This window comes from Paucilactobacillus suebicus DSM 5007 = KCTC 3549 (assembly GCF_001434475.1).
In the GTDB taxonomy this organism is placed as follows: Bacteria; Bacillota; Bacilli; order Lactobacillales; family Lactobacillaceae; genus Paucilactobacillus; species Paucilactobacillus suebicus.
Genome location: NZ_AZGF01000006.1, coordinates 88,519 through 109,617 on the forward strand (window position 1 = coordinate 88,519; position 21,099 = coordinate 109,617).

Genomic DNA, 21,099 nt, shown 5'->3' on the forward strand with positions numbered 1-21,099 from the left:
ACTTTTTGACACTCTACAAGTCTTTATTAACATCATTTCTAACCTTATACATATTTTTAGTCATTTCCTCAATTCCAACCTTCGAATGTTTTCTAGAATATGAGAAGTAGACGATCATGCCAATAATCAGCCAAACTACAAAGCGGATCCACGTTAGCGGATTGAGGTTCAAGATTAGAAATCCGCAGAAGAGAATTGACATGATTGGAACGAATGGGACCCACGGCGTTTTGAATACTCGCTTAACGTCTGGCCTTGTTTTACGGAGTCTCAATACTGAATATGAAACGAGAATGAAGGCGGTCAGCGTTCCAATGTTGACCAACTCTGCCAAGGTTGTGAGGGGCACGAATCCTGCGATGGCAGCAGCGATGATTCCAAATAGCCATGTGGCCTTAAACGGTGTCCCAGTTTTTTTATTAACATTGCTAAAGAATTTAGGCATAAGTCCATCACGTGACATTGAGAAGGTAATTCGAGTTTGGCCGTAAAACATTACCAGCATGACGGTGGACATACCGAGTATTGCTCCTAAGTCAACAATCCCGGCCATCCAGTTTTGACCTGACATTTTAAGGACGGCTGAAACGGGCCGATCGATAAAGTTGGCAAACAATGAATAGTGAACAACACCGGTCATAATTGCTGTGACAACCACATAAAGGATTGTGCAAATACCTAAGGCAAGCAACATTGCTCTGGGCAGTGTCTTGGACGGATTAACCGTCTCTTCGGCAGAAGATGAAATGGCATCGAAGCCGATGAAGGCGAAGAATACGCTGGCAGAAGCTGCAAAAACTCCTTTAAAGCCAAATGGCAGTAATGGTGACCAATTTGACGGCTTCACGTAGCGAACTGCCACAACGATAAACAAGATCACAACAGCAATTTTAATAACCACCATAATGTTATTAACCCGCTTAGTTTCTTTAATGCCAATTGAAATCAAAGTGGCAATGGCAAGGATTACTAGTGCTGCCGGTAAATTGAAATAGGATACAGCACCATGACTGAGGCTACCTGGTGCCGCGGAAATAACTGTGGGTATGTGAATTCCTAATCCGTCCAACATTGATTGGAAGTACCCAGACCAGCCGACCGCGACCGTACAAACTGACAAAAGATATTCTAGCATTAGATCCCAGCCAATAATAAAGGCAATGATCTCGCCAAGGGTGGTGTACGAATAAGTGTAGGCTGACCCCGCAATGGGAACTAGAGAAGCAAATTCTGCGTAACAAAGCGAAGCAAATAAACAAGCCAAAGCAGCGATGACAAATGAAATCATTAAACCAGGGCCGGCAGTTAAAGCACCGGTTCCGGTAAGAACGAAAATTCCAGTGCCAATAATGGCACCAATACCGAGCATCGTTAAATCAAAAGTCTTGAGTTCCTTTTTCAATGGACTTGAATAGCTGCCATCGATAATTGATGTTAAATCCTTTTTTCTTAATAGATCCAAATTCATCCGCCCCTTTTTTTGATCTTGAAAGTATTGTATGATTTAAATAATTTTTAATCATTGTCTAATTTGTCAAAAATGGACGGGTAATTTAGTCGATATATCTAAAACAGATCAGTATCAGGAGGCTTGTGAATGACCATTGAGCAGTTACTAGCAGAAGATTTACTGAGTCAGGTGGACTATATCGCGGGCGATAATGGACGCTTTCGCACGATTGATACGGTTCAAACAATTGAAACCGAGCGGGTCGAAAAATATCACCAGGCGGGGATGCTATACCTACTTGATAACCTGAAGTTATTAAAAAACACCGACAAGATGGAAGCGTTAATTAACCAGTTGGCGCAAAACGGTGCTGCTGGGTTGGTGATCATGGCTAATCAGGCCACGCTATTTGGAAATCACTTAAAGGATCTGGCAGATAAAGTTCAGTTAGCGATTATAAAAATTCCACATTTACCTTCATTCAGTGATGGCATGCAGCTGTTTTTTGAGGCAATGTTGCAACAAAAAACTAAAAAACTGCGCCACATTATTAAAAGCAATCAGGAATTGGCGGATCTAGTGATCAAGCATCCCAAGGTCGAAAGCGTACTGGATCTTGGTGCTGAAATTCTTGGTACACCAGTCCTTTTGTTGGATAGCCATTTTAACGTGGCGATTGCTTCAAATGAACTACGAAATGAAAAACAGTCACTGACCGAATTTTTTCGTCAAACAAGAATTGATTATTTTCAGCTTGAGCAGAGTATTACGATCCCTAAGGGCAAAGATACCTTTACCCTGTTCCCGTTATTTCCCGCATTTAAGGAAAACAAAGCGTTTGTGGCCGTCAGAAATTATCATGATGACGATGAATATAAGATTATTTTGCAACAGTTATTAATGAACACGCTGAGTTTTGTGAATAGTCGGATTGATATGTTGCATGAAAGTGATTTTCGTAATCGATCCGGGTTCTTCTTAAACGTGTTGGACGGCGGAATTTCGACCAATCTGCTTGATAAACGATTAATTGACATGAAGTTGGATCCGGCAGCACAGTACAGTTGCATCATGACGAATGTAATTTCAACTGACAATAAAAAAATGGTGAACTACAACGTGCTAGAACAGGTCCAGCAACTTTTGATGTGGTTCATCAATGAATATGATACGGATGCAATTTTATTTTCGTGGCGACAACGATTGGTACTACTACTCAATTCGAATTCCAACGCAGAGCATTTTGTGAAAGCCTTACAACTTTTTATCAGTGATAAAATCCCTCAAGCGTACTCGTTTTTAATTGGTTATAGTAACAGTCAAGCTTCAATTGCGGGACTGAGTGGCATTTTCAAAGAGGCACTAGAAGCTTCGCGAAGTGTTGAACAAAATCCAGACTTGAAGATTCATAAATATCAGCCCAAGTACGTTGAAGAGTTGGTTTCACTGATTCCCAGTGATGAAGCAAGTGCCTTTACGCAGAAATTTTTAGCGCCATTATTATCAATGGAGAGCAATGAGGAACGTGCGGCACTGCTAGAAACACTGGAAAAATATTTTTATTTTCACCAACAGCTTGCTAATGTGGCTCGTAGCTTGTATGTTCATCGTAATACGATTATTTATCGTATCAAAAAAATTGAGGATCTCCTCGGTGTTGACCTCAGTGATCCTCAGACTGCACAAAATGTGCAATTTGCATTATTGTTACATGAAAGTAATCGTCGTTTGGGCGATTAACGTTTACGATTGAAGTAGAATGCCAGTACAATGAGCAGTAGTACGATGCAGACGGCTAAACCAGGATTTTTTTCGATTAGCATGTGAAGAGCATGGTATTGCCCGATAGCAATGGGTAGTTGAATTGGCATAAGCACACCTACTTTCGTATCATTTTTTCTTTATTTTACGCTTCAACAAATTTAATTTAAATAATAAGACAAAACGAGGTAGATTTTTGGAAACTTGGGAAATTATTAAAACCATTATTGTGATTATCGTGGCATTGAACATTATCGCCGCAATTATTACCGTCTTTCGTGAAAAACGAGAAATTGCTGCCACTTGGGCATGGTTACTGGTGCTCATTTTACTCCCTGTCGTCGGGTTTATCATCTATTCTTTCTTGGGTAGAAAGCTGTCTCATCGGCGGTTGGATAAAATTAGGGCGCAGTCGCCGCTGCAGTTAAAGGATTCACTCGATGCGCAACGTGAGGCTGTTGGGGCCACAGAGACCCCTAACGATCGCCTGCTGGCGGCCGTTCGCAGTATGACACTGTTGTTTCAAAATATTGATCACGCGTTCTTAACCAGGAAAAATAAGGTTGAAGTGTTTGCTGACGGCAATAAGTTATTCAAACAAATGATCAAAGATTTTGATCAGGCTAAGCAGAGTATTCACATTGAGTTCTACACTTTTTATAGTGACAATATTGGAAAAGAGATCTTGGCTGAACTTGAAAAAAAGGCGGCTGAAGGCGTTGAAGTGCGGGTAATTTACGATTCTTGGGGATCGATGGGAACGACACGTCGCTTTTTTGAAAGGTTACGTGAATTAGGCGGCATGGCTGAACCATTCTTGGGCGTTGGATCCAATCTACGTGATTTCCGGTTGAACTTCCGTGATCACCGTAAAATTGTGGTTGTTGACGGTCAAATTAGTTATGTTGGTGGTTTTAATATTGGTGATCAATATCTGGGTCGTGATGAAAAATTTGGCAATTGGCGTGATACCCATTTGAAGATCATTGGTGGTGGAACGTACTCATTACAACAACGGTTCGTTCGTGATTGGAATGCTACAAGTGCCAAGAAGAAAATTACACAGTATCGACAGTATTTTCCAATTAATAAGACTGCAAGAGAAGGCAACACTAGACTTCAAATTATATCTAGTGGACCTGAAAGTGGCACTGAACAAATTAAGTTGGGTTATTTGAAGTTAATTAACTCCGCCAAGGAGCGTTTATGGATTCAAAGCCCATATTTGATACCTGATGACAGTATTATTGATGCTCTTAGGGTAGCAATTAAATCAGGTGTGGATGTTCGTATTATGATTCCGAACAAACCTGATCATGCCTTTGTTTATCGGGCTTCGCAATATTATGCTCGTCTAATGGCGGATGCCGGTGCGGTCATTTATTTCTATGATAATGGATTCATCCACGCCAAAACGTTGGTTGCGGATGGGATGTTATCATCGGTCGGATCTGCGAATATGGACTATCGTAGTTTCAAATTAAATTTCGAAATTAACTCATTTATGTATGACGAAAAGATTGCTAAGCAATTAGAAGATTTATATCTAGACGACATTAAGCACAGTACAGTTGTGACCTCACAAATGTTCAAAGAACAGGGGGCATGGTTGAGGTTTAAACAGACCTTTTCTAGGTTGTTGTCGCCGATTTTGTAAAACTAGAGTGCGGAAGGTCACGGGTTGAGACCATATAATAAGGGGACGATGGTGATTGATTACCGGTTTTTAGTAATCGATTACCATCGTCCCCTTATTATTTGGGTCTCAGTGACCTGGAGCATGTTTATACTATTTAGTTGAGAATTGTGAATTGATCGTGGGTTTGGCGATCGATTCACATAGTCCTCTTACACGTTAGGCCTCAGTGCTTCCGGAGCATGTTTAGGCTCGTAAGATTTAACGAGATGTTTATTTTAAATTAGGGAATTTGTTTTACTATCTTAATGGTCTAAACTCGTTCCGAAACACTGAGACCTAACATATAAGGACACTATGATCATCAACCGGAAACCCACCGGCCAATAATCATAGCGCCCTTATATATCGGTCTCAAAGCGTGTTTCTCCACGCTCTGATTTATTTACCACACCATATTCTTCAATTCATCAGGCAACTCAATTCTACCGTGTTCCAAATCTGCGAAGACTTCATCCATTGTTGTGAAAACCTGGTCTAACTGGTCTCTTGTGATGACCAGCGGTGGTTGGAATCTTAGTACGTTGCCGTTTAATTTAACTAGAATTAAGCCCTTTTGGAAGGCGCGGAAAATAATTTTTGCTGCTGCGTCATTATCTGGTTCTTTGGTTTCTCGATCCTTGACGATTTCGATACCACCGTTTAGGCCAAACATCCGCACGTCGCCAATGAACTCATATTTGTCCATTAATTTGAGGAAATTTTCCTTGGCGTATTCGCCATCTTTGGCTGATTTTTCTGGTAAATGCCCGTCTTCCAGCACGTCAAGCACGGCCATTGAAGCTGCTGCAACCAGCGGATTTCCACCAGCAGTGAATACGTGAGCCGAAGTACCCAGTGAATCCATGACATCCGCATTGCCAATGACGGCACTGAGTGGTAGCCCTCCGGCTAATGATTTACCGGTCGAAATAAGGTCCGGTTCAATCCCAAAATGTTCAATCGACCACATTTTACCGGCGCGGCCAAGCCCTTGGTTAATTTCATCAACCGCAAATAAAATACCATGATCTTGGCAGAATTGATAAACAAGCTCCACATATTCAGCGGGTGGTTTGATAATCCCAGCATCGCCTTGAATTGGTTCCATTAATACACATGCAACTTCGTCTGCCGGCAGGTAAGTTTCAAATGGTCGTTTGAATGCCGCAAAGTAACGTTGAGCAATATCGTGTGGGGTTTCATCCTTTAAGTGACGGTACAGATCAGGGTATGGGACGTGAACGATTCCAGGTACTAGCGGGCCAACCTTATGTACCATCGCTGTGTCACAAGCTCCCGCAGTTAGTGCACCGAAAGTGGAGCCGTGATATGCTCCTTCGTATGACACGATGTACTGACGGCCAGTTGCAGCACGGGCAAACTTGATCACACCATCATTAGCGTCTGAGCCTGAAGTACCAAATGACACCTTACGCGCTCTACTACCAGGGGCAATCTTAGTTAAACGTTCACCAAGTTTGAGGCTAGTAGGATTAGTGAAGTAACCACAATCGTAGCTGACAATTTTGCTGATTTGATCTTGAAGTGCTTCTACTAAATGGGGATGATTATGACCGATATTTGCCGCCGATGCGCTACCCAATAAGTCGATATATTGTTTTCCTTCTACATCGGTGATGGTGGCACCAGAGCCCGATTGAATCACCAAATTGTAGTACTGAATAATGCCAGTCGGTGCGACATTTTGCATATTTTCGCGAAACAGCTTGTCTCCCAACTCGTTTTCCCAAGCCATGCTGATACCTCATTTCTTAAATTAAAAATCAATTAAATTGCTACCAGCATACCGATTAACGGCGGTGGTTGTCAAGCATGTGAGCATTGCTGATCAATTGATATGGTTAAAGGTTGATTAAGATGAATAAAAAATTAGAACTCACATGGCAATGTTGAGCTTAACAAGTGGTTGTTTGGTGATTAAATGGTAGATTATAATTAATGTATTATTTTAATGACACAAGTAAAATTCTGTTTTTAGTGTGGTGAAAAAAATGAAGAATCATTCTAAAACACAAACTACAGGCCAAAAGGAAGAGAATCAATCTGTTACATATAAACCAAAGCACTATCAATTAATACTGAGAATCTTAATTGTGATAGTGGTCATACTTGCAATTATGAGTGGTGTCTACCAGTATAAAATTCAACCCAAACACGCTTTAGTTGGTAAGACATTTGTCGGGGTTGCCAAAGTGACGAATAGCGACGGGACAACCGCTAGTGGCAATGGTAGTAATGTTGTGATGTATTTAAACAAAAAGCCCAATTTTTTTGTACTACGTTCAGATAAGAGTGCGACTGAAGCAGTCAGTGATTTCAACGCTTATTATAAATATACAGCGAAGCATCCATCGTTAATTACGTACACTATTAATAATGGGATAATCACATTAAAGGTAAATGGATCAACTAATTCATTAAAAATCAAGAAAATATCGAACTGGGGCAACCGGGTTGAAGTTACCAATACGGATGAATATAACGGTAAAACGATGGATGTCGTGATGCACCGAACCGGAGATGAGAGGTTTGATAGCAATAAATAGAGTGTGTTAAGGGCGTTTAGATGCCAGAATGTAAGCAGAAAATCACGATATTCTGAGCTTGAATATTGTGATTTTCTGCTTACATGGCAGGCGTCTGCCCTCTAAAAGCACGTTTCATCAAAACCGCAGCAAAAAAACTGCAACAAGAAATCAAAATCTAAACACACACATCCAACACCCAATCCCCAATCGGCACGTGTTAGAATAGATTTCATATATAACGATAAAAATAGGAGGCGCCCATGAGCTTAGGATTTATATTAGGCACGGCCGCAATGGATCACCGGTCCGTAATGGTTAACCAATTAGCTCGTGACATGCACGAACACCCAACGGATCAATTTTTTTACTTGGTACCAAACCATATTAAGTTTGAGTCTGAAATTAATATTATGGATGAACTGTCTAAGTCTGATGGTGATGATCATCAGGAGGGATTCGCTCAGTCACAGCTGCAAGTGCTGTCATTTAGTCGACTAGCGTGGTATTTACTGCGCAACACGCCAGCCTGTCAAGTGCCAAGAATCTCGACAACGGGGATGTCGATGCTGGTCTATCAAATCATCAGCGACCACGCCGGAGAACTCCGGTTATTTGCGGGAGAAGTGCATCATCCAGGGTTTGTTGCTCAATTAGTGGGGCAACTTGAACAATTGAAACAGGCTAATATTACCGCTGATGATTTGGCACACATGGCTCAACAGATTACGTCAGCTAACCCGACGTTTTCGTCCAAGTTGCACGATTTAACGTTGGTATACCATGAATATGAGCAGGCGCTACTTGGTCGCTATTTGGGTAACGCTGAAGTTTATGACCAATTGGTAAAATACCTGCAAGAAAATGATTTTGGCCAGGCTCATTTTTATTTAGCTCGTTTTTCACAATTCACTGCTAATGAGCAAAAGATTGTGTCTGCAATTATCAAAAATGCGAGTTCTGTCATTGTATCTTTGGACCTTGATCAGGCGTCACCGCATGAAGATCCTGACGTTAATAGTCTCTTCTTTGAATCAGGCAAGGTTTATCATCATCTGTACGAGCAGGCGGTTGATCAAAACGTCGAGTTTTTAGGAGATCAATATGCCAATCAAGTACGAGTGAGCCATGAAATACAGGCCCTCGATAAGTTTTGGATAGCTGATACCAAAATGGCGATGATTGATCGCGTACCTGTTACTCACCCTGAAAATTTGCAGATTTTCACTGGCGATAGTCGCTTAACTGAATTGCAACAAGTTGCACGTCAAATTAGACAGTTGGTTGCTAGCGGTAAGTACCGTTATCGCGATTTTTTGGTACTGGCACGGCGGTTAGACGCATATTCATCGTTTTTAGAGCCGGTATTTGAACAATACAATATTCCAGCGTTCAATGACCATGAAAAGATGATGGATGACCATCCACTGGTCTTATTTTTGGATGCACTATTTGCGGTTAAACAGCACTACTATCGTTATGATGATTTAATGCAGTTGCTAAAAACAGGTCTGTTACTTCCTAGGAAAAATGGTGAGTTTATTGCCCGTTCTGAGTTTGAATCCAGCTTATTTTTAACTGAAAATTGGTTACTTAAAACCGGATTGCATGGTGATGACTGGTTACGTGATGATGACTGGCAGTATTACCAATTTAGCAATAACGACACCGGCACGACCCAAAGTCAGAAAGTAGAGCGAGTTACCAAGCAAATTAACATGATTCGCCACTTTGTGAAGAATAGTTTGCCACCATTGTTTGACCAACTTGAAAATGCCACAACCGGTCGTGAAGCAGCCTTGGCGTTATATCAGTTCATGGTTGAAACTGGTGTGACCGAGCAATTAAATGTTTGGCAAAACCGTCAACTAGAAGCTGGTGAACTTGATGCTGCCTCGCAACCCCAGCAAGTTTGGCAAACATTTTGCAATATTTTAGATGAATATGTCACGATTTTGGGAGATCGGCCGTTTAATCCTGACGATTTTCGTGAATTATTGCAGGCAGGATTTAGTGCGGCCAGTTATTCGCAGATTCCATCAACTTTGGATCAGGTCACAGTTTCTGAAACTGGTATCGTGCAAAGTGACAGACGTAAAATTACGTTTATGATTGGCGCCACTGATTCGGCAATGCCAACTGTTAGTACGAGCCAAAGTTTATTAACGGATGCTGATAAAGAGGCGTTACAGCCACAATTAACTGATGATCAATTCTTACCTGCAGATAACGTGGAACAACTGGCTAATGAACCATTTGTCAATTATCTCGGATTTATGAGTGGCTGTGAACGACTCTATCTATCATATCCACAGCTGGACGATGATGGAGAAGCGGTCCAGGCTTCACCATATGTTACTTCGATTGCGAGCTATTTTGGAATAACCACAAGGCATTACTACCAAGTGCCACAACTGGATGACGGCAAAATTGCACCATACGTTGGATCGGCTGATGCAACGCTTAGCTCACTGGTTCAGGTTAGTCGACAAGCTGCCGATTTGCATGAAACCGTGCCATTAAAATGGAGATTCATTTACCAACAACTGGCAAACGATCCACAAACTTTCGATAAAGTCCAAACGGTGATGGCCAGTCTGCATTATCAGAATCAGCCGGTTAAGTTACGTCCTGAAATTGTGAAGGGACTGTACGGGGACGTTATTAATACATCGGTTTCCAAGCTGGAAGAATTTTATCAAAATCAGTATGAATACTTTCTTGAATTTGGTCTGAAATTGAAAGAGCGTGATATGTTTGAGCTGACACCGGCTAATACCGGAGAGTTCTTCCACTCGTCGTTAGACCAATTAATTAAGCGGATTAATCAGCAACACCTGACTTTGAACGAGATCACTAATGATCAGCTTGATGATTTAATCAATCAGGTTGTTGATAATATTAGTCAGGCGCCGCAATTTATGATTTTGGCTAGTTCGGCTCGGATGAAGTATTTAACTAAGCAATTGAGGCAAACAATTCACCAAATGGGTCGTACTTTAAAGCAACAAAGTGCATACACTCCTGCTAAACCGGTTCAAACTGAAGTGTTATTTGGTCAAATTCAGGATCAAAAGGAACTAGATGCACTGATTTTCGATTTAGCTGATAATCGACAAGTTAGGGTTCGTGGTAAGATTGATCGAATTGACCAGTTGAGTACTCAAAACGGTGATTATCTTGGCGTGGTTGATTATAAATCAAGCGATCATTCATTTAATTTTGGTGATGCCTACTATGGTTTAGCAATGCAAATGCTGACGTACTTAAACGCTGTCCAAAAGAATATCACCAAACTGGACACTAGTGAAAAAGCTCAGTTAGCCGGCGCACTATATATGCATATTTTTGATCCCAAGCTGTCGCTGGATAAAATTGGTGACGATATTGATCAAGCGAGAATGAAGGAACATAAGTACAAGGGGATTTTGTTAAATGATCAAGATTTACTTGATGATTTAGATCGCCAATTAGAAGATGATTACGGTTTTTCAGCTATCTATCCGTTTAGAAAAACCAAGAAAGGTTTCAGCAGTGAATACTTGGTAACCGATGAACAGCTGGACATGTTGCTTAAACGGAATAAGGAACGGATTATTAATGCCGCCAATCAAATTTTTGACGGCCAAGTTAGCTTGAATCCGGTGAAGTGGCCGGACCAACGAACAGCACTGCAAATGTCACCCTATCTGGATGTATTCCAGTTTGATAACATGCTTAAAGAAAATAATTATCGACAGCTAGACAGCCTGAAGCCAAAGGACGTCTTCGATAAACTTGCAGAGGAGGATGACGATGAGTAGCACACAATTTACCGAGAAGCAGCAACAAGCGATCGATGATCAGGGTCAAAATATTCTCGTGTCCGCATCTGCCGGTTCAGGTAAGACTTCAGTATTAGTTGAACGCGTGATTCAAAAAATTTTGCGTGGTGAGAGTATTGATCGACTGCTGGTTGTGACATTTACGGATGCTGCGGCTAAAGGAATGCGAGATCGAATCGCCCAGGCGTTGAAGGATGCGATTAATAGTACTAATGATGCGAAAATTAAAAAGCATCTGAAGAAACAACTTAATCGCTTGGCAGTTGCTGATATCAGTACGTTACACGCATTTTGTCTGCATTTAATTAAGGAATATTATTACCTCATTGATTTAGATCCGCAGTTTCGCTTACTGACTGACAGCACGGAAGGAATCCTCCTGCGTGAGGCAGTTTGGGACGATGTGCGAGAAGAACGATATGCAAGTAACGACGAGTCGTTTGAACAGTTAACACGTAATTTTTCCAGTGATCGTAGCGATGATGGACTTACCGATGTCGTTAACATGCTCGACGGTTATGCGACTGCGACACCCAAACCACAGGAATGGCTGGATCAATTACCAAATGATTACGACTTAGGGAACGAACCGTTCACTCAGTCTGACTTATATCGGCAACAGCTGTTGCCAATTATCGACAGTACAATGTCTCAAATTCAAGCAGATTTGGATGATGCGATCAGTGCCGCCGGCGGGGATGCGTTTGCCAAAGTTATTAAGGTGCTGGACGCTGAGTATCAGCAGGCTAAACATGTTCAATCTGTTGCTAGTGATGGCACTTGGGATGATTTACGTACCTTGATGATTCATCCAGAATTCAAACGGTTAACTGGCCCAAAGGGTGAAGATGCAGCTGATTTCGAGTCAATTAAAGCATTGAGAAAAACGGCTAAGGACGCTTTTACCGATTTAGCTAAGTCATACTTTGCTTTGAGTGAAGATGAACTTCGCAATATTTCAAGTCAGGTCAAACCGATTATCGAAACGTTGGTTGACGTAGTGAAGCAGTACCGTGAAGCCTACCAGGCTGAGAAGCAGCAACGTCATGTGCTGGATTTCAGTGATTTAGAGCACTATGCTCTGCAGATTTTGACTACTCAGAGTGAAAATGGCCAGGCAGTAGTGGCTCAACTGAAGGATCACTACTATGAAATCATGGTTGATGAATATCAAGATACCAACCAGTTACAGGAAAGCATTTTGCAGACACTTGTGACAGATAATCCTGGCAACATGTTTATGGTCGGTGATGTTAAGCAATCAATTTACCAGTTCCGGCAAGCAGATCCAAGTTTGTTTATGGGAAAATACAATCGGTATCGGGCTAATACTGCGAGCGATGGTGAAGCAATTGTGCTAGCTGAAAATTTCCGCTCAGTTAATAATGTGACCGATTTTACTAACCTAATTTTTGAACAACTAATGGATGAACAGGTTGGTGAAATGAATTACGATGACGATGCTCATCTGAAATTTGGTGCTCAGTACTACCCAAAACGAGGGGTTCCCGCAGAAGTAATGCTGTTTGATTCCGAACATAAGGAGGAATCTGCACTGGAACAAAAGCTGCCACACCTAGAACCAGACGATAAATTAACTGGTGAAATTCAAATGGTGGCCTTGCGCATTAAAAAAATGGTCGATAATCAGGAACAAATTTATGATCGTAAGACCAAAGAAAAGCGCGCGATCACGTACGGTGATATTACGTTACTAGCGGCCACAAAACATAATAATAATCTAATTATCGAACAGTTTAGCAACCTTGATATCCCGGTTACGGTTCATGATGCTCAGAATTATTTTCAAGCAACCGAAGTACGAATTATGATGGCCTTGCTACGGATTATTGATAATCCCTATCAAGATATTCCGTTGGCTGCCGTTTTGCGCTCACCAATGGTTGGCTTGGACGAAAACGAATTAGCCTACTTGCGAATTCAGGATAAAACTGATGACTATTATGGTGCAATTAAGCGTTTCGCTAACAGCGAACCAGAAGATGAATTTGCTTCACAATTACACGATAAAATTGTCCGCTTTCTGGAGCGACTTAAGAGATTCCGATTGATTGCTAATCAGAATCGATTGGTAGAATTGATTTGGACGATTTACAACGAAACTGGTTTTCTTGACTATGTCGGGGGGATGCCTGGTGGTAAACAGCGGCAGGCAAACTTGCACGCGCTATACCAGCGGGCGGCGTCATATGAACAGAGTAGTTTTAAGGGTGTCTTCCAGTTTGTCCGATTTATTGAACAGATGCAAAAAAAAGACAAGGATTTGGCGGAGGCACCATCGCAAACTTCAAGTAACACGGTATCCGTTATGACGATTCACGGTAGTAAAGGATTGGAATTTCCAGTCGTTTTCCTAATTGATGCAACTCATCGATTTAACCGTGAAAATTCCAAGCGTAGTTGTTTAGTAGATGCTCATAATGGTATTGGTATTACCTATTTGCGTGATGATAATGTCCGCATTCCAACACTGCAACGACAAATCTTGCAGGATACGATTAATAAAAAAGCACAGGCTGAAGAAATGCGACTACTCTATGTGGCACTAACTCGGGCTGAACAAAGATTAATTGTGACTGGTTCCTATGACGGAGCACGGGCGGCCATTGAAAAATGGCAGCGAGCATTCCAAAGCCAGCGATTGCTATTACCGGATCAGCTTCGTGAAAAATCTAATAACTTTATGGATTGGATCGGTATGAGTTTAATTCGTCATCCTCAGTTTGATAGTGAGCTGATGGACAATGATGAACCATGGTACGGACTAGGAAAAGATTCCACCACGTTCAACGTATCCGTGATGACAGCCGAGGATTTGGTAACTGGTGAACTGGGGAAACAAGATGATGACACCTCAGTTGATGATCAGTTTGAAAAAGTTGATGCATCTAAATTGTCTGGTGAAGAGAGAGATGCGATAACGCAAGTTATGCAGTTTGAGTATCCTCATCAGGCAGCCACAATGACCACTGCGTACCAATCTGTATCTGAAATTAAGCGATTATTTGAGGATCCAGATAATCATGAATTGATTCAGTTGGAGCTAAATCCGCAGGCTCGTTCCAAGGGCCGTTACGTGAAGAGTGATTTTGGCCAGCCGCAGTTTGTTCATCATGATGAAACCGCATCTCCAACCGAGATTGGGACGGCTACGCATTTGGTATTACAGACTTTAGATGTTGAACAGCGTCCGACTTCTGATGATATTGAACAGGTAATTGCGGGGCTGCAATTATCTGGTGTCATCTCCAATGCGGTTGCTACTAAAATAAATCGTGATGAAGTATCAAGATTCTTCGACACACCGCTGGGGAAACAAGTGGTTGAACACCATGATAGCCTGTATCGCGAGGCACCATTTTCAATGTTGTTAAATGGTAATCAGTTATTTACACAGTTAACGTCTGAAGATGAAAAAATATTGATTCATGGGATTATCGATGGTTATTTTGATACGGATGAGGGGCTGGTGTTGTTTGATTACAAGACTGATCACGTTATTCCAGATAACCCAATTTCGATTCAGAAGGTAGTAGATAGATATCGTGGCCAAGTTAATTTATATGCTAGGGCACTGAAAAATATGACGGGCAAGCCCGTGGTACACAAGTATTTGTATTTGTTGGAGGCGGGAACCGTAGAACTAGAGTGAGACGCATCTGTGGTTCGTTTCACGTTTCGGCCACAAAGATGGAGTGTCAGAGAAGCAATAAAACTATACCATTGATGTATTTTATTTCTTTATGTAAATTTCAGCAGATTAAGGCTGCCGTTACTATCTAGATAGTCGAAATGCGTTCCGAAACACTGAGACTTAAAGAATAAGGAGATATTGAAAATCAACCGCCAACCCCGCGATTAATCTTCAATATCTCCTTATTCTACAGTCTCACCCCGTGTTTCTCCACGCTCTAATTCATTATCAGCATCAATACCGGAATTACAATCAAACTTAAAATGGTGGTTTCCGCGACCATAATGGCGGCGTAGTCTGAATCTGCTCCATACAATTTGGCAACCACTGGCGCATTGGTCATTGCCGGCATTGCAGACTGCAAGATGAAAACTTGTTTCATTAATATCGGCATGGATGATGGAATAACCAGCAAGCTCATCAGGGCTGGCGCAAGGAGAAAACGACCAAACAGAACTCCTAAATTATCTCTGTTAAATTTAACATGACTGATGCCAGCGCTTTGGACAGCAATTCCAATGAAAATCATCGACAATGGAATGGTTAAACCGCCAATGTAACGGAAATCTGACATTAAAAATGTTGGTAGTTTCACGTGGAACAGTACCAAAACGACCGCCAGCATAAAGCCTAATAATGGTGGCGAAAAGATTTGTTTTAACGTTTGCCTAACATCTAAGTGGCCTGTTTTACCACCATCTCGGCCAATTAAATAAACGCCAAGAGTCCAGAAAAAGGTGGTATTAGCCATGTAATAAACTAAGACATATGGCAAACTACGCTCACCAAACAAGGCAACGTTTACTGCTAATCCAACGAAAACTGTGTTGGAAATGAAGAACATTGATTCAAAGAGACCACGATGGTTTTGCTTGATTTTTAGGATACGCGAAACAATTACCGCAACGACAAACAGTACAGACATTGAGATAATTGGAAACTTTAAATCTGGGAGCAGCGCTTTTAGTTCTTTGGTTGTAAAGTCTGACATGATAGTGCTTAACATGTAGCATGGCAATGCTAGTTGGGTCACCAATTTCGCAATTAAGGTTTTACTGTGTTCGTCAAACCAACCTGCTCGTGATAAAAAGTAACCAACGACGATCATGCCCAAAATCACAAACACACCGCTGACGGCATGAAGAAATATATCCACGATTGCTGACTCCTTTCTATAAAATACTTGATGATGCTATTGTAGAGATTCACTAAACTCATAGTCAAATCAATCAGGATGATAAGTTTTATTTATATGAGTGAAGGTTATACATTAATTGTATCTGAAAAAGTTCCTTCACCTATTCGGAGAAGGAACTTTTTGTGCTGTTCGAATTACTTGATGTCCGAGTTATATCCGAAATTAATCTTGCCGGATAAACTAATGAAGAATTGGCCAAGTTCAGATGAGAAGTCTGAACCGCCGCCGGGAGCCACTGTGCCAGAATGTTGACTATCATCGGATCCTGATGGAACGACTTTTTGGTGACTAGCCATGGAAGCCATTCTTGCTGCATCAAGTGCCTCGGTGCTTTCACTTGTTTTGTCTGATTTACCACGGTTTTGTTTGTTCTTACTATCACTTGAGTTTGTCTTGTCAGCTGTTTTACTTGCGGCTGCTTGTTGTTGAGGCTTAGCGGCAGGGAAGAAACGACTGTAGCGGTTCATTGAAGTAGCAGCAGTTGCAACCCTAGCAGCTTGTTGCTTAACCCGAACTGTAAATTGCTGTGGCGCAACAGTGAAGTTAATTGGACGTGCAGTTTCGTCACTTACAACCCTGAATCCGTTACGAACAAGCATTACTTGTTGGTTAATTGAGTTAAATGAAATTGGTGCATCAACTTCACCGGTAACAGTATGTGAGAGAACCTTTTGACCATTTTGATCAACGTAATCCACAGTTGCTTGAGGATTGTCGTTGTTACTGGTTGTTGGGTTGCTATCATTATCCTGTCCTGGCTCAGATGTGCTTGTGTTTCCGTTTCCCTGATCATTATCGCCAGGTGTTGTCGATGTATCAGTCCCACCGTTATTAGTACTGGTACCGGAATTATTATCCGAGCCAGAATTGTTGGTTGATGAGGCTAGTTCAATACTGAGAGTTCCATTGTTATTGGTAGAATTTGCGAGGAAGTCATTGATTACGCTACTGATAGTTTGACCATCTGTAGTCTCGTAGTCACCACTGACAGTCGTTGTACCAACAACCATTGGCATTAGTGAACTTTCAGCCTCCCAGGCGCCGTATGTGACGTTGCCAGTAACTAAATCAGTGGTCATTGAACGGTCAAATAGTAAAGTTTCAGTGGCAGTATGGTTATTACCATCGCTGACTTGAACGGTGAATTCCTTTTTCTGTGCTGCAGTTGCATCGGCTGAAGTACCGCTAACTGTAGTAGTTTGGTGAATGAGGTGGACCACAACATTGCCAGTTTCATTGAGAATGCCACGGAAAGATAGTGATGTGCCACCCAGATCAGTTACCGTGCTTGGTAATGTTGACGCATCAACTGTATATCCCTTAGGAATACTAATTGTCTGGCTGGTATTGTGACCATAGTTACCAGTGATTGTGTATGAATTGATGGTGCTACCATTTTCATCATCGTCAACCAACGTTAACTGGGCAGTGACCTCTTCATAATCAAAACTAACTGATACTTCTGAATTACTTGGTAGGCTAGTCGTTTCGGTGACACCACTTTGACCAACTGTGACCGTACCGTCTGTAGACGTTAGATTAGCGTCATTGGAACTAGCAGTATATCCAGTTGGCAGGCTGAATGAGTAATCGCCGTAGCTGCTACTTTCGGGAATGTAAGTTGTGATGCCGGTTGTCAAATCGGTATCTGTGGCCCAACGGATTGTTTCGGTGACGTCTGCTAAATCAGAGTCAGCGGGAACATTTGTAAAATGAATGGTGCGTTGAGTCGTGATTCCAGATTCATCAAAATCTTTGTACACGTGCTGATCTAGCTCTGCAGCAAAACTAACTGAAACTTGAGTGTTGCTAGGTAAGCTTGTTGTTGCACCAATTCCGGTAGCGTCAATCGTAGCAACGCCATTAGCAATTGTCAGATTAGCGCCAGTCAAAGTGATTGTGTAACCAGTGGGTAAATTAAACGAATATGCTGGATAACTAGTAGTTTCTGGGGTGTAGGTTGTTACACCGGTGGTAAGGTCAGTATCTGATGACCAGCGAATTGTTTCCACTTCGTCGGTCAGATTTGATCCATCAGGGGCATTAGTAAAATGAATTACCAATTGAGAAGTAATTCCTGATTCATCAAAGTCTTTGTAGACGTGATCAGAGGTCTGACCAGATGAGCTATCGTTGTTATCCGAACTCGAACTTGAGTTATTGCTGGTGCCTGTGAAGCTAATCGTCACAACACTGCTAGTTGGCAGAGTGGTGGTCGAACTCAGAGATTCTACAGGAACCACATAACTATTTGATGCTATTTCATCGATCAGATTAGTGTCTGATGAAGATGCCGTGTAGCCGGTAACAGCATTGAAAAGATACTGATGGTATTCCGTTGCTTGAGGAATGTAGGTTGTGATTCCAGTGGTGCTATCAGTTTGGATTTCCCACTTAACGACCTGATCTTGTTCAACAACTGTATCGTCAGATCCAGTAGGAACATTTTCAAATTTAATCACTCTTTCCGTGGTGATGTAAGACTGATCAGATGAACTATCGGAGTCAGATGAGTCTTCATCTGACTTAAACGTGATATTGATGTTCTCATCGGCTGGTAAAGTTGTGACAGCGTTGAGATCTTCGGCTGGCACAATATCGTTACTGCCAGAAGAGGTTAAAACGACACCGGATGATGTGGCCGAGTAGCCTGCAGGTGGATTAAATGCGTACTGGACATAGTCTTGTTGCGGTGTGTAGGTGGTAACACCAGTGCTTGCATCATAATCACTGGACCATTTAGTGGTTTCGACTTGATCAACTATCGTGCTGTCGGCGCCCTCTGGAACGTCTTCAAAGTGAATTACTCGCTGGGTAGTAATGCCGGATTCGTCGAAATTTTTATAGACATGGCTATCGCTAGATGAACTGGCCGAGGCTGCAGCTTGTGATTCACCACCAATGGCTGAAGATGCAGAGTCTGAACTAGTCGAAGTAGAGGAACTGGCGACTGCACTGCTGTTGGTAGCTGTTACGTTACTTGATCCAACGTTTGACACTTGGGTGGCCACACTACTTGAATCATTAGCGGCCGGTGTTGCACTTGAGGAAGTTTGTGATGCTGAACTCTCACTTGTAGAACTTCCATTTTGTGGTACTGAAACCTTGGTTGTGACGGTCAGGTTTGAACCGTAATTAGTTGTTGTTGTGATCACGCTACTGTTTGTAGCACTGTTATTATCTGAAGTATCAGCAAGCACGGGTTGGGCTAAAACGAGCGCACTAAGGGTCGAAACAGTAATCAATCCACTTGTTAGCCAAGCGGGAATATGATTGTCAGATTGTGGTAATTGATGTTGATGATTCATAATAAACCTCCCCCTAAGAGTGCTGCTGATGCCTAACTAGTTTTTGTTTTTCTTAATGGCAATTATCGTGTCAGCCAGTTGTGACCAGTCAGTTGGCGTTGGCGGATCTAGCCATGTGATCTGCGTTTGCGAAATGAAACTGGAGTAAAAGTCTGATAAGTATATATCAGTATCCTCAGTAATATGATCCTCAATCTTAATATTGGCATTGCTGAATGAATTCAAAGTCTTAACGATATAGTTCGTATACAAGTTCCCTTGTGAGAAATCAACGCAAATATGAACGCGGCTTGCCATCCAATCCATTGGAATGGAATTGATCATCGCAAACATGTAACTGAAGTACAAATTAACTGAGTCTTTATCAGAAATGATTGCAGTTTGTTTGTTATGGACGGTTTTGATGAACCTACTGATAATGCCGTCAAAAATTGGATAAGATTCTTGAAAAAAGCTTACCTGACTAGGATCAACAAAGGTTGTTGGCTCAACGTAAAATGTCGTAAATTGAACGTTGATTTTGAAAATTTCGTCTCGTAACGGCGAAACGTCTAGTTTGTCAGGATCGGCCAGGAACTTTTCCTGGTGGGCAATTTCCATGAAATGATCAGTCAACTTGTGAGCGGTGGGCATTGCTTCTCTGCTGAATGTCGCAGGTTGGGCCGTCATGTAACCCTGAATCAACAAGAATGTGTACAGATAGTCTAGTTCATCATCGCTTGCTGTAATCAAATATTCACTGGCAATGATTGATCTGACACTTTCAAAGCGTTCAGCAGATTCATTTTTTGATAGTGTTAGAAGCGTTGTCCCAATTTCATGTTCACCGTTCATTCGTAAAATCCAAATTTTTAGGAATATTGACAGTTTATTCAATTGCGTTGGTGTGTAGCGAATATCGCACACTGATTGCAACTCATCTACCAGCATTTCAATTAATGAATCGAGATCCGCAAAGGGACTTTCGATGCCGTTATATGCTGGGTAGTAGAGCTGAAACAGATGTAATCTAACACGGTACTCTGGACTCGTATTCGGATTATTGATCTGCCCGAAGTCAATATGCTTCAAGACTTTTTTCATGCGACCTTCAGCATGGTAAAAAGTTGCGTTGCTAATATAGTTTTCCTTCATGTAGTCGGTTTTTGAATACTGATGATCATAAATGTAGTTGTATTCAAAAGCGGAAAAAATGTTGGAACGTTGTAAGTAGATTAGACCTATTTTTTGGATCACCACTGTTGTGAGATGGTTACCGCGTAAAAGGCCTTTCTCTGGTTCGTCAAGATATACTGGATGCTGAGTTGATGAAATGCTCATTAAGTCATTGTTGATCGTCGTAATCGCTTTATGCAATTTGTAAGCGGTTAAAGACATTTGCTCAAGGAGCTGTGGCTCAGATATTTTCTGTTCGTTACTATGAACAAGCTGTTGCAAAATATCGTAATAGAGCGAATCATCCTCCTCAAAAAACAAATTATAGTTCATTTAATCACCTATTCAGTCGAATTACATAAAATGCTAATAATAGCTTTAATACCACCATTGTACCTTGTTTTATACAATGAATAAACATCACTTTTAAAATTATAGAGATAATTTTTCTCTATTTTTTTCAA

Annotated in this window: 10 protein-coding genes; 5 read left to right on the forward strand and 5 right to left on the reverse strand. The window is 41.5% G+C overall.

All coding sequences use genetic code 11. From position 1 onward, the window contains the following. Positions 1-13: 13 nt before the first annotated feature. A complete protein-coding gene (locus tag FD16_RS04050; protein ID WP_076625512.1) occupies positions 14-1,468 on the reverse strand; it encodes a branched-chain amino acid transporter BcaP in 1,455 nt (484 codons plus the stop codon). Positions 1,469-1,597: 129 nt separating this feature from the next. Here FD16_RS04050 and FD16_RS04055 point away from each other — a divergent pair, with 129 nt between their 5' ends. Beyond that, positions 1,598-3,190 carry a helix-turn-helix domain-containing protein gene (locus FD16_RS04055; RefSeq protein ID WP_010620967.1) on the forward strand — a complete coding sequence of 531 codons (1,593 nt, stop codon included), beginning with the start codon at positions 1,598-1,600 and terminating at the stop codon, positions 3,188-3,190. Between the two features lie 217 nt (positions 3,191-3,407). Further along, complete coding sequence (gene cls / locus FD16_RS04060) at positions 3,408-4,868, forward strand: cardiolipin synthase (protein WP_010620966.1); 1,461 nt, start codon at positions 3,408-3,410, stop codon at positions 4,866-4,868. 424 nt (positions 4,869-5,292) lie between these two features. Here cls and FD16_RS04065 read toward each other — a convergent pair whose 3' ends face one another. Beyond that, the gene (locus tag FD16_RS04065) at positions 5,293-6,645 is read right to left on the reverse strand and encodes an aspartate aminotransferase family protein (protein WP_010620965.1); all 1,353 of its coding nucleotides are present in this window, start codon (positions 6,643-6,645) and stop codon (positions 5,293-5,295) included. 256 nt (positions 6,646-6,901) lie between these two features. On the opposite strand from FD16_RS04065, the gene FD16_RS04070 reads away from it, so the two are divergent. From FD16_RS04070 to addA, 3 genes are all read left to right on the forward strand, one after another. Then, entirely contained in the window at positions 6,902-7,456 is a 555-nt protein-coding gene (locus FD16_RS04070) for a hypothetical protein (RefSeq protein WP_010620964.1), read from the forward strand. 242 nt (positions 7,457-7,698) lie between these two features. Then, positions 7,699-11,238 (forward strand): PD-(D/E)XK nuclease family protein, encoded by a 3,540-nt coding sequence (locus FD16_RS04075; RefSeq protein WP_010620963.1) that lies wholly within the window; start codon positions 7,699-7,701, stop codon positions 11,236-11,238. Next, positions 11,231-14,932, forward strand: coding sequence for a helicase-exonuclease AddAB subunit AddA (gene addA, locus FD16_RS04080; protein WP_010620962.1), 3,702 nt, complete (start codon positions 11,231-11,233; stop codon positions 14,930-14,932). The genes FD16_RS04075 and addA overlap by 8 nt, the downstream gene beginning before the upstream one ends. Positions 14,933-15,191: 259 nt before the next feature. Here the strand turns inward: addA and FD16_RS04085 are convergent, their stop codons facing one another. From FD16_RS04085 to FD16_RS04095, 3 genes are all read right to left on the reverse strand, one after another. Continuing rightward, positions 15,192-16,130, reverse strand: a complete 939-nt coding sequence (locus FD16_RS04085) for an AEC family transporter (RefSeq protein WP_010620961.1) — start codon at positions 16,128-16,130, stop codon at positions 15,192-15,194. Between the two features lie 176 nt (positions 16,131-16,306). After that, positions 16,307-19,480: a mucin-binding protein gene (locus FD16_RS04090; RefSeq protein WP_010620960.1), complete on the reverse strand. Its 3,174-nt coding sequence runs from the start codon at positions 19,478-19,480 to the stop codon at positions 16,307-16,309. Positions 19,481-19,516: 36 nt separating this feature from the next. Continuing rightward, entirely contained in the window at positions 19,517-20,968 is a 1,452-nt protein-coding gene (locus FD16_RS04095) for a hypothetical protein (protein ID WP_010620959.1), read from the reverse strand. Positions 20,969-21,099: the final 131 nt, after the last annotated feature.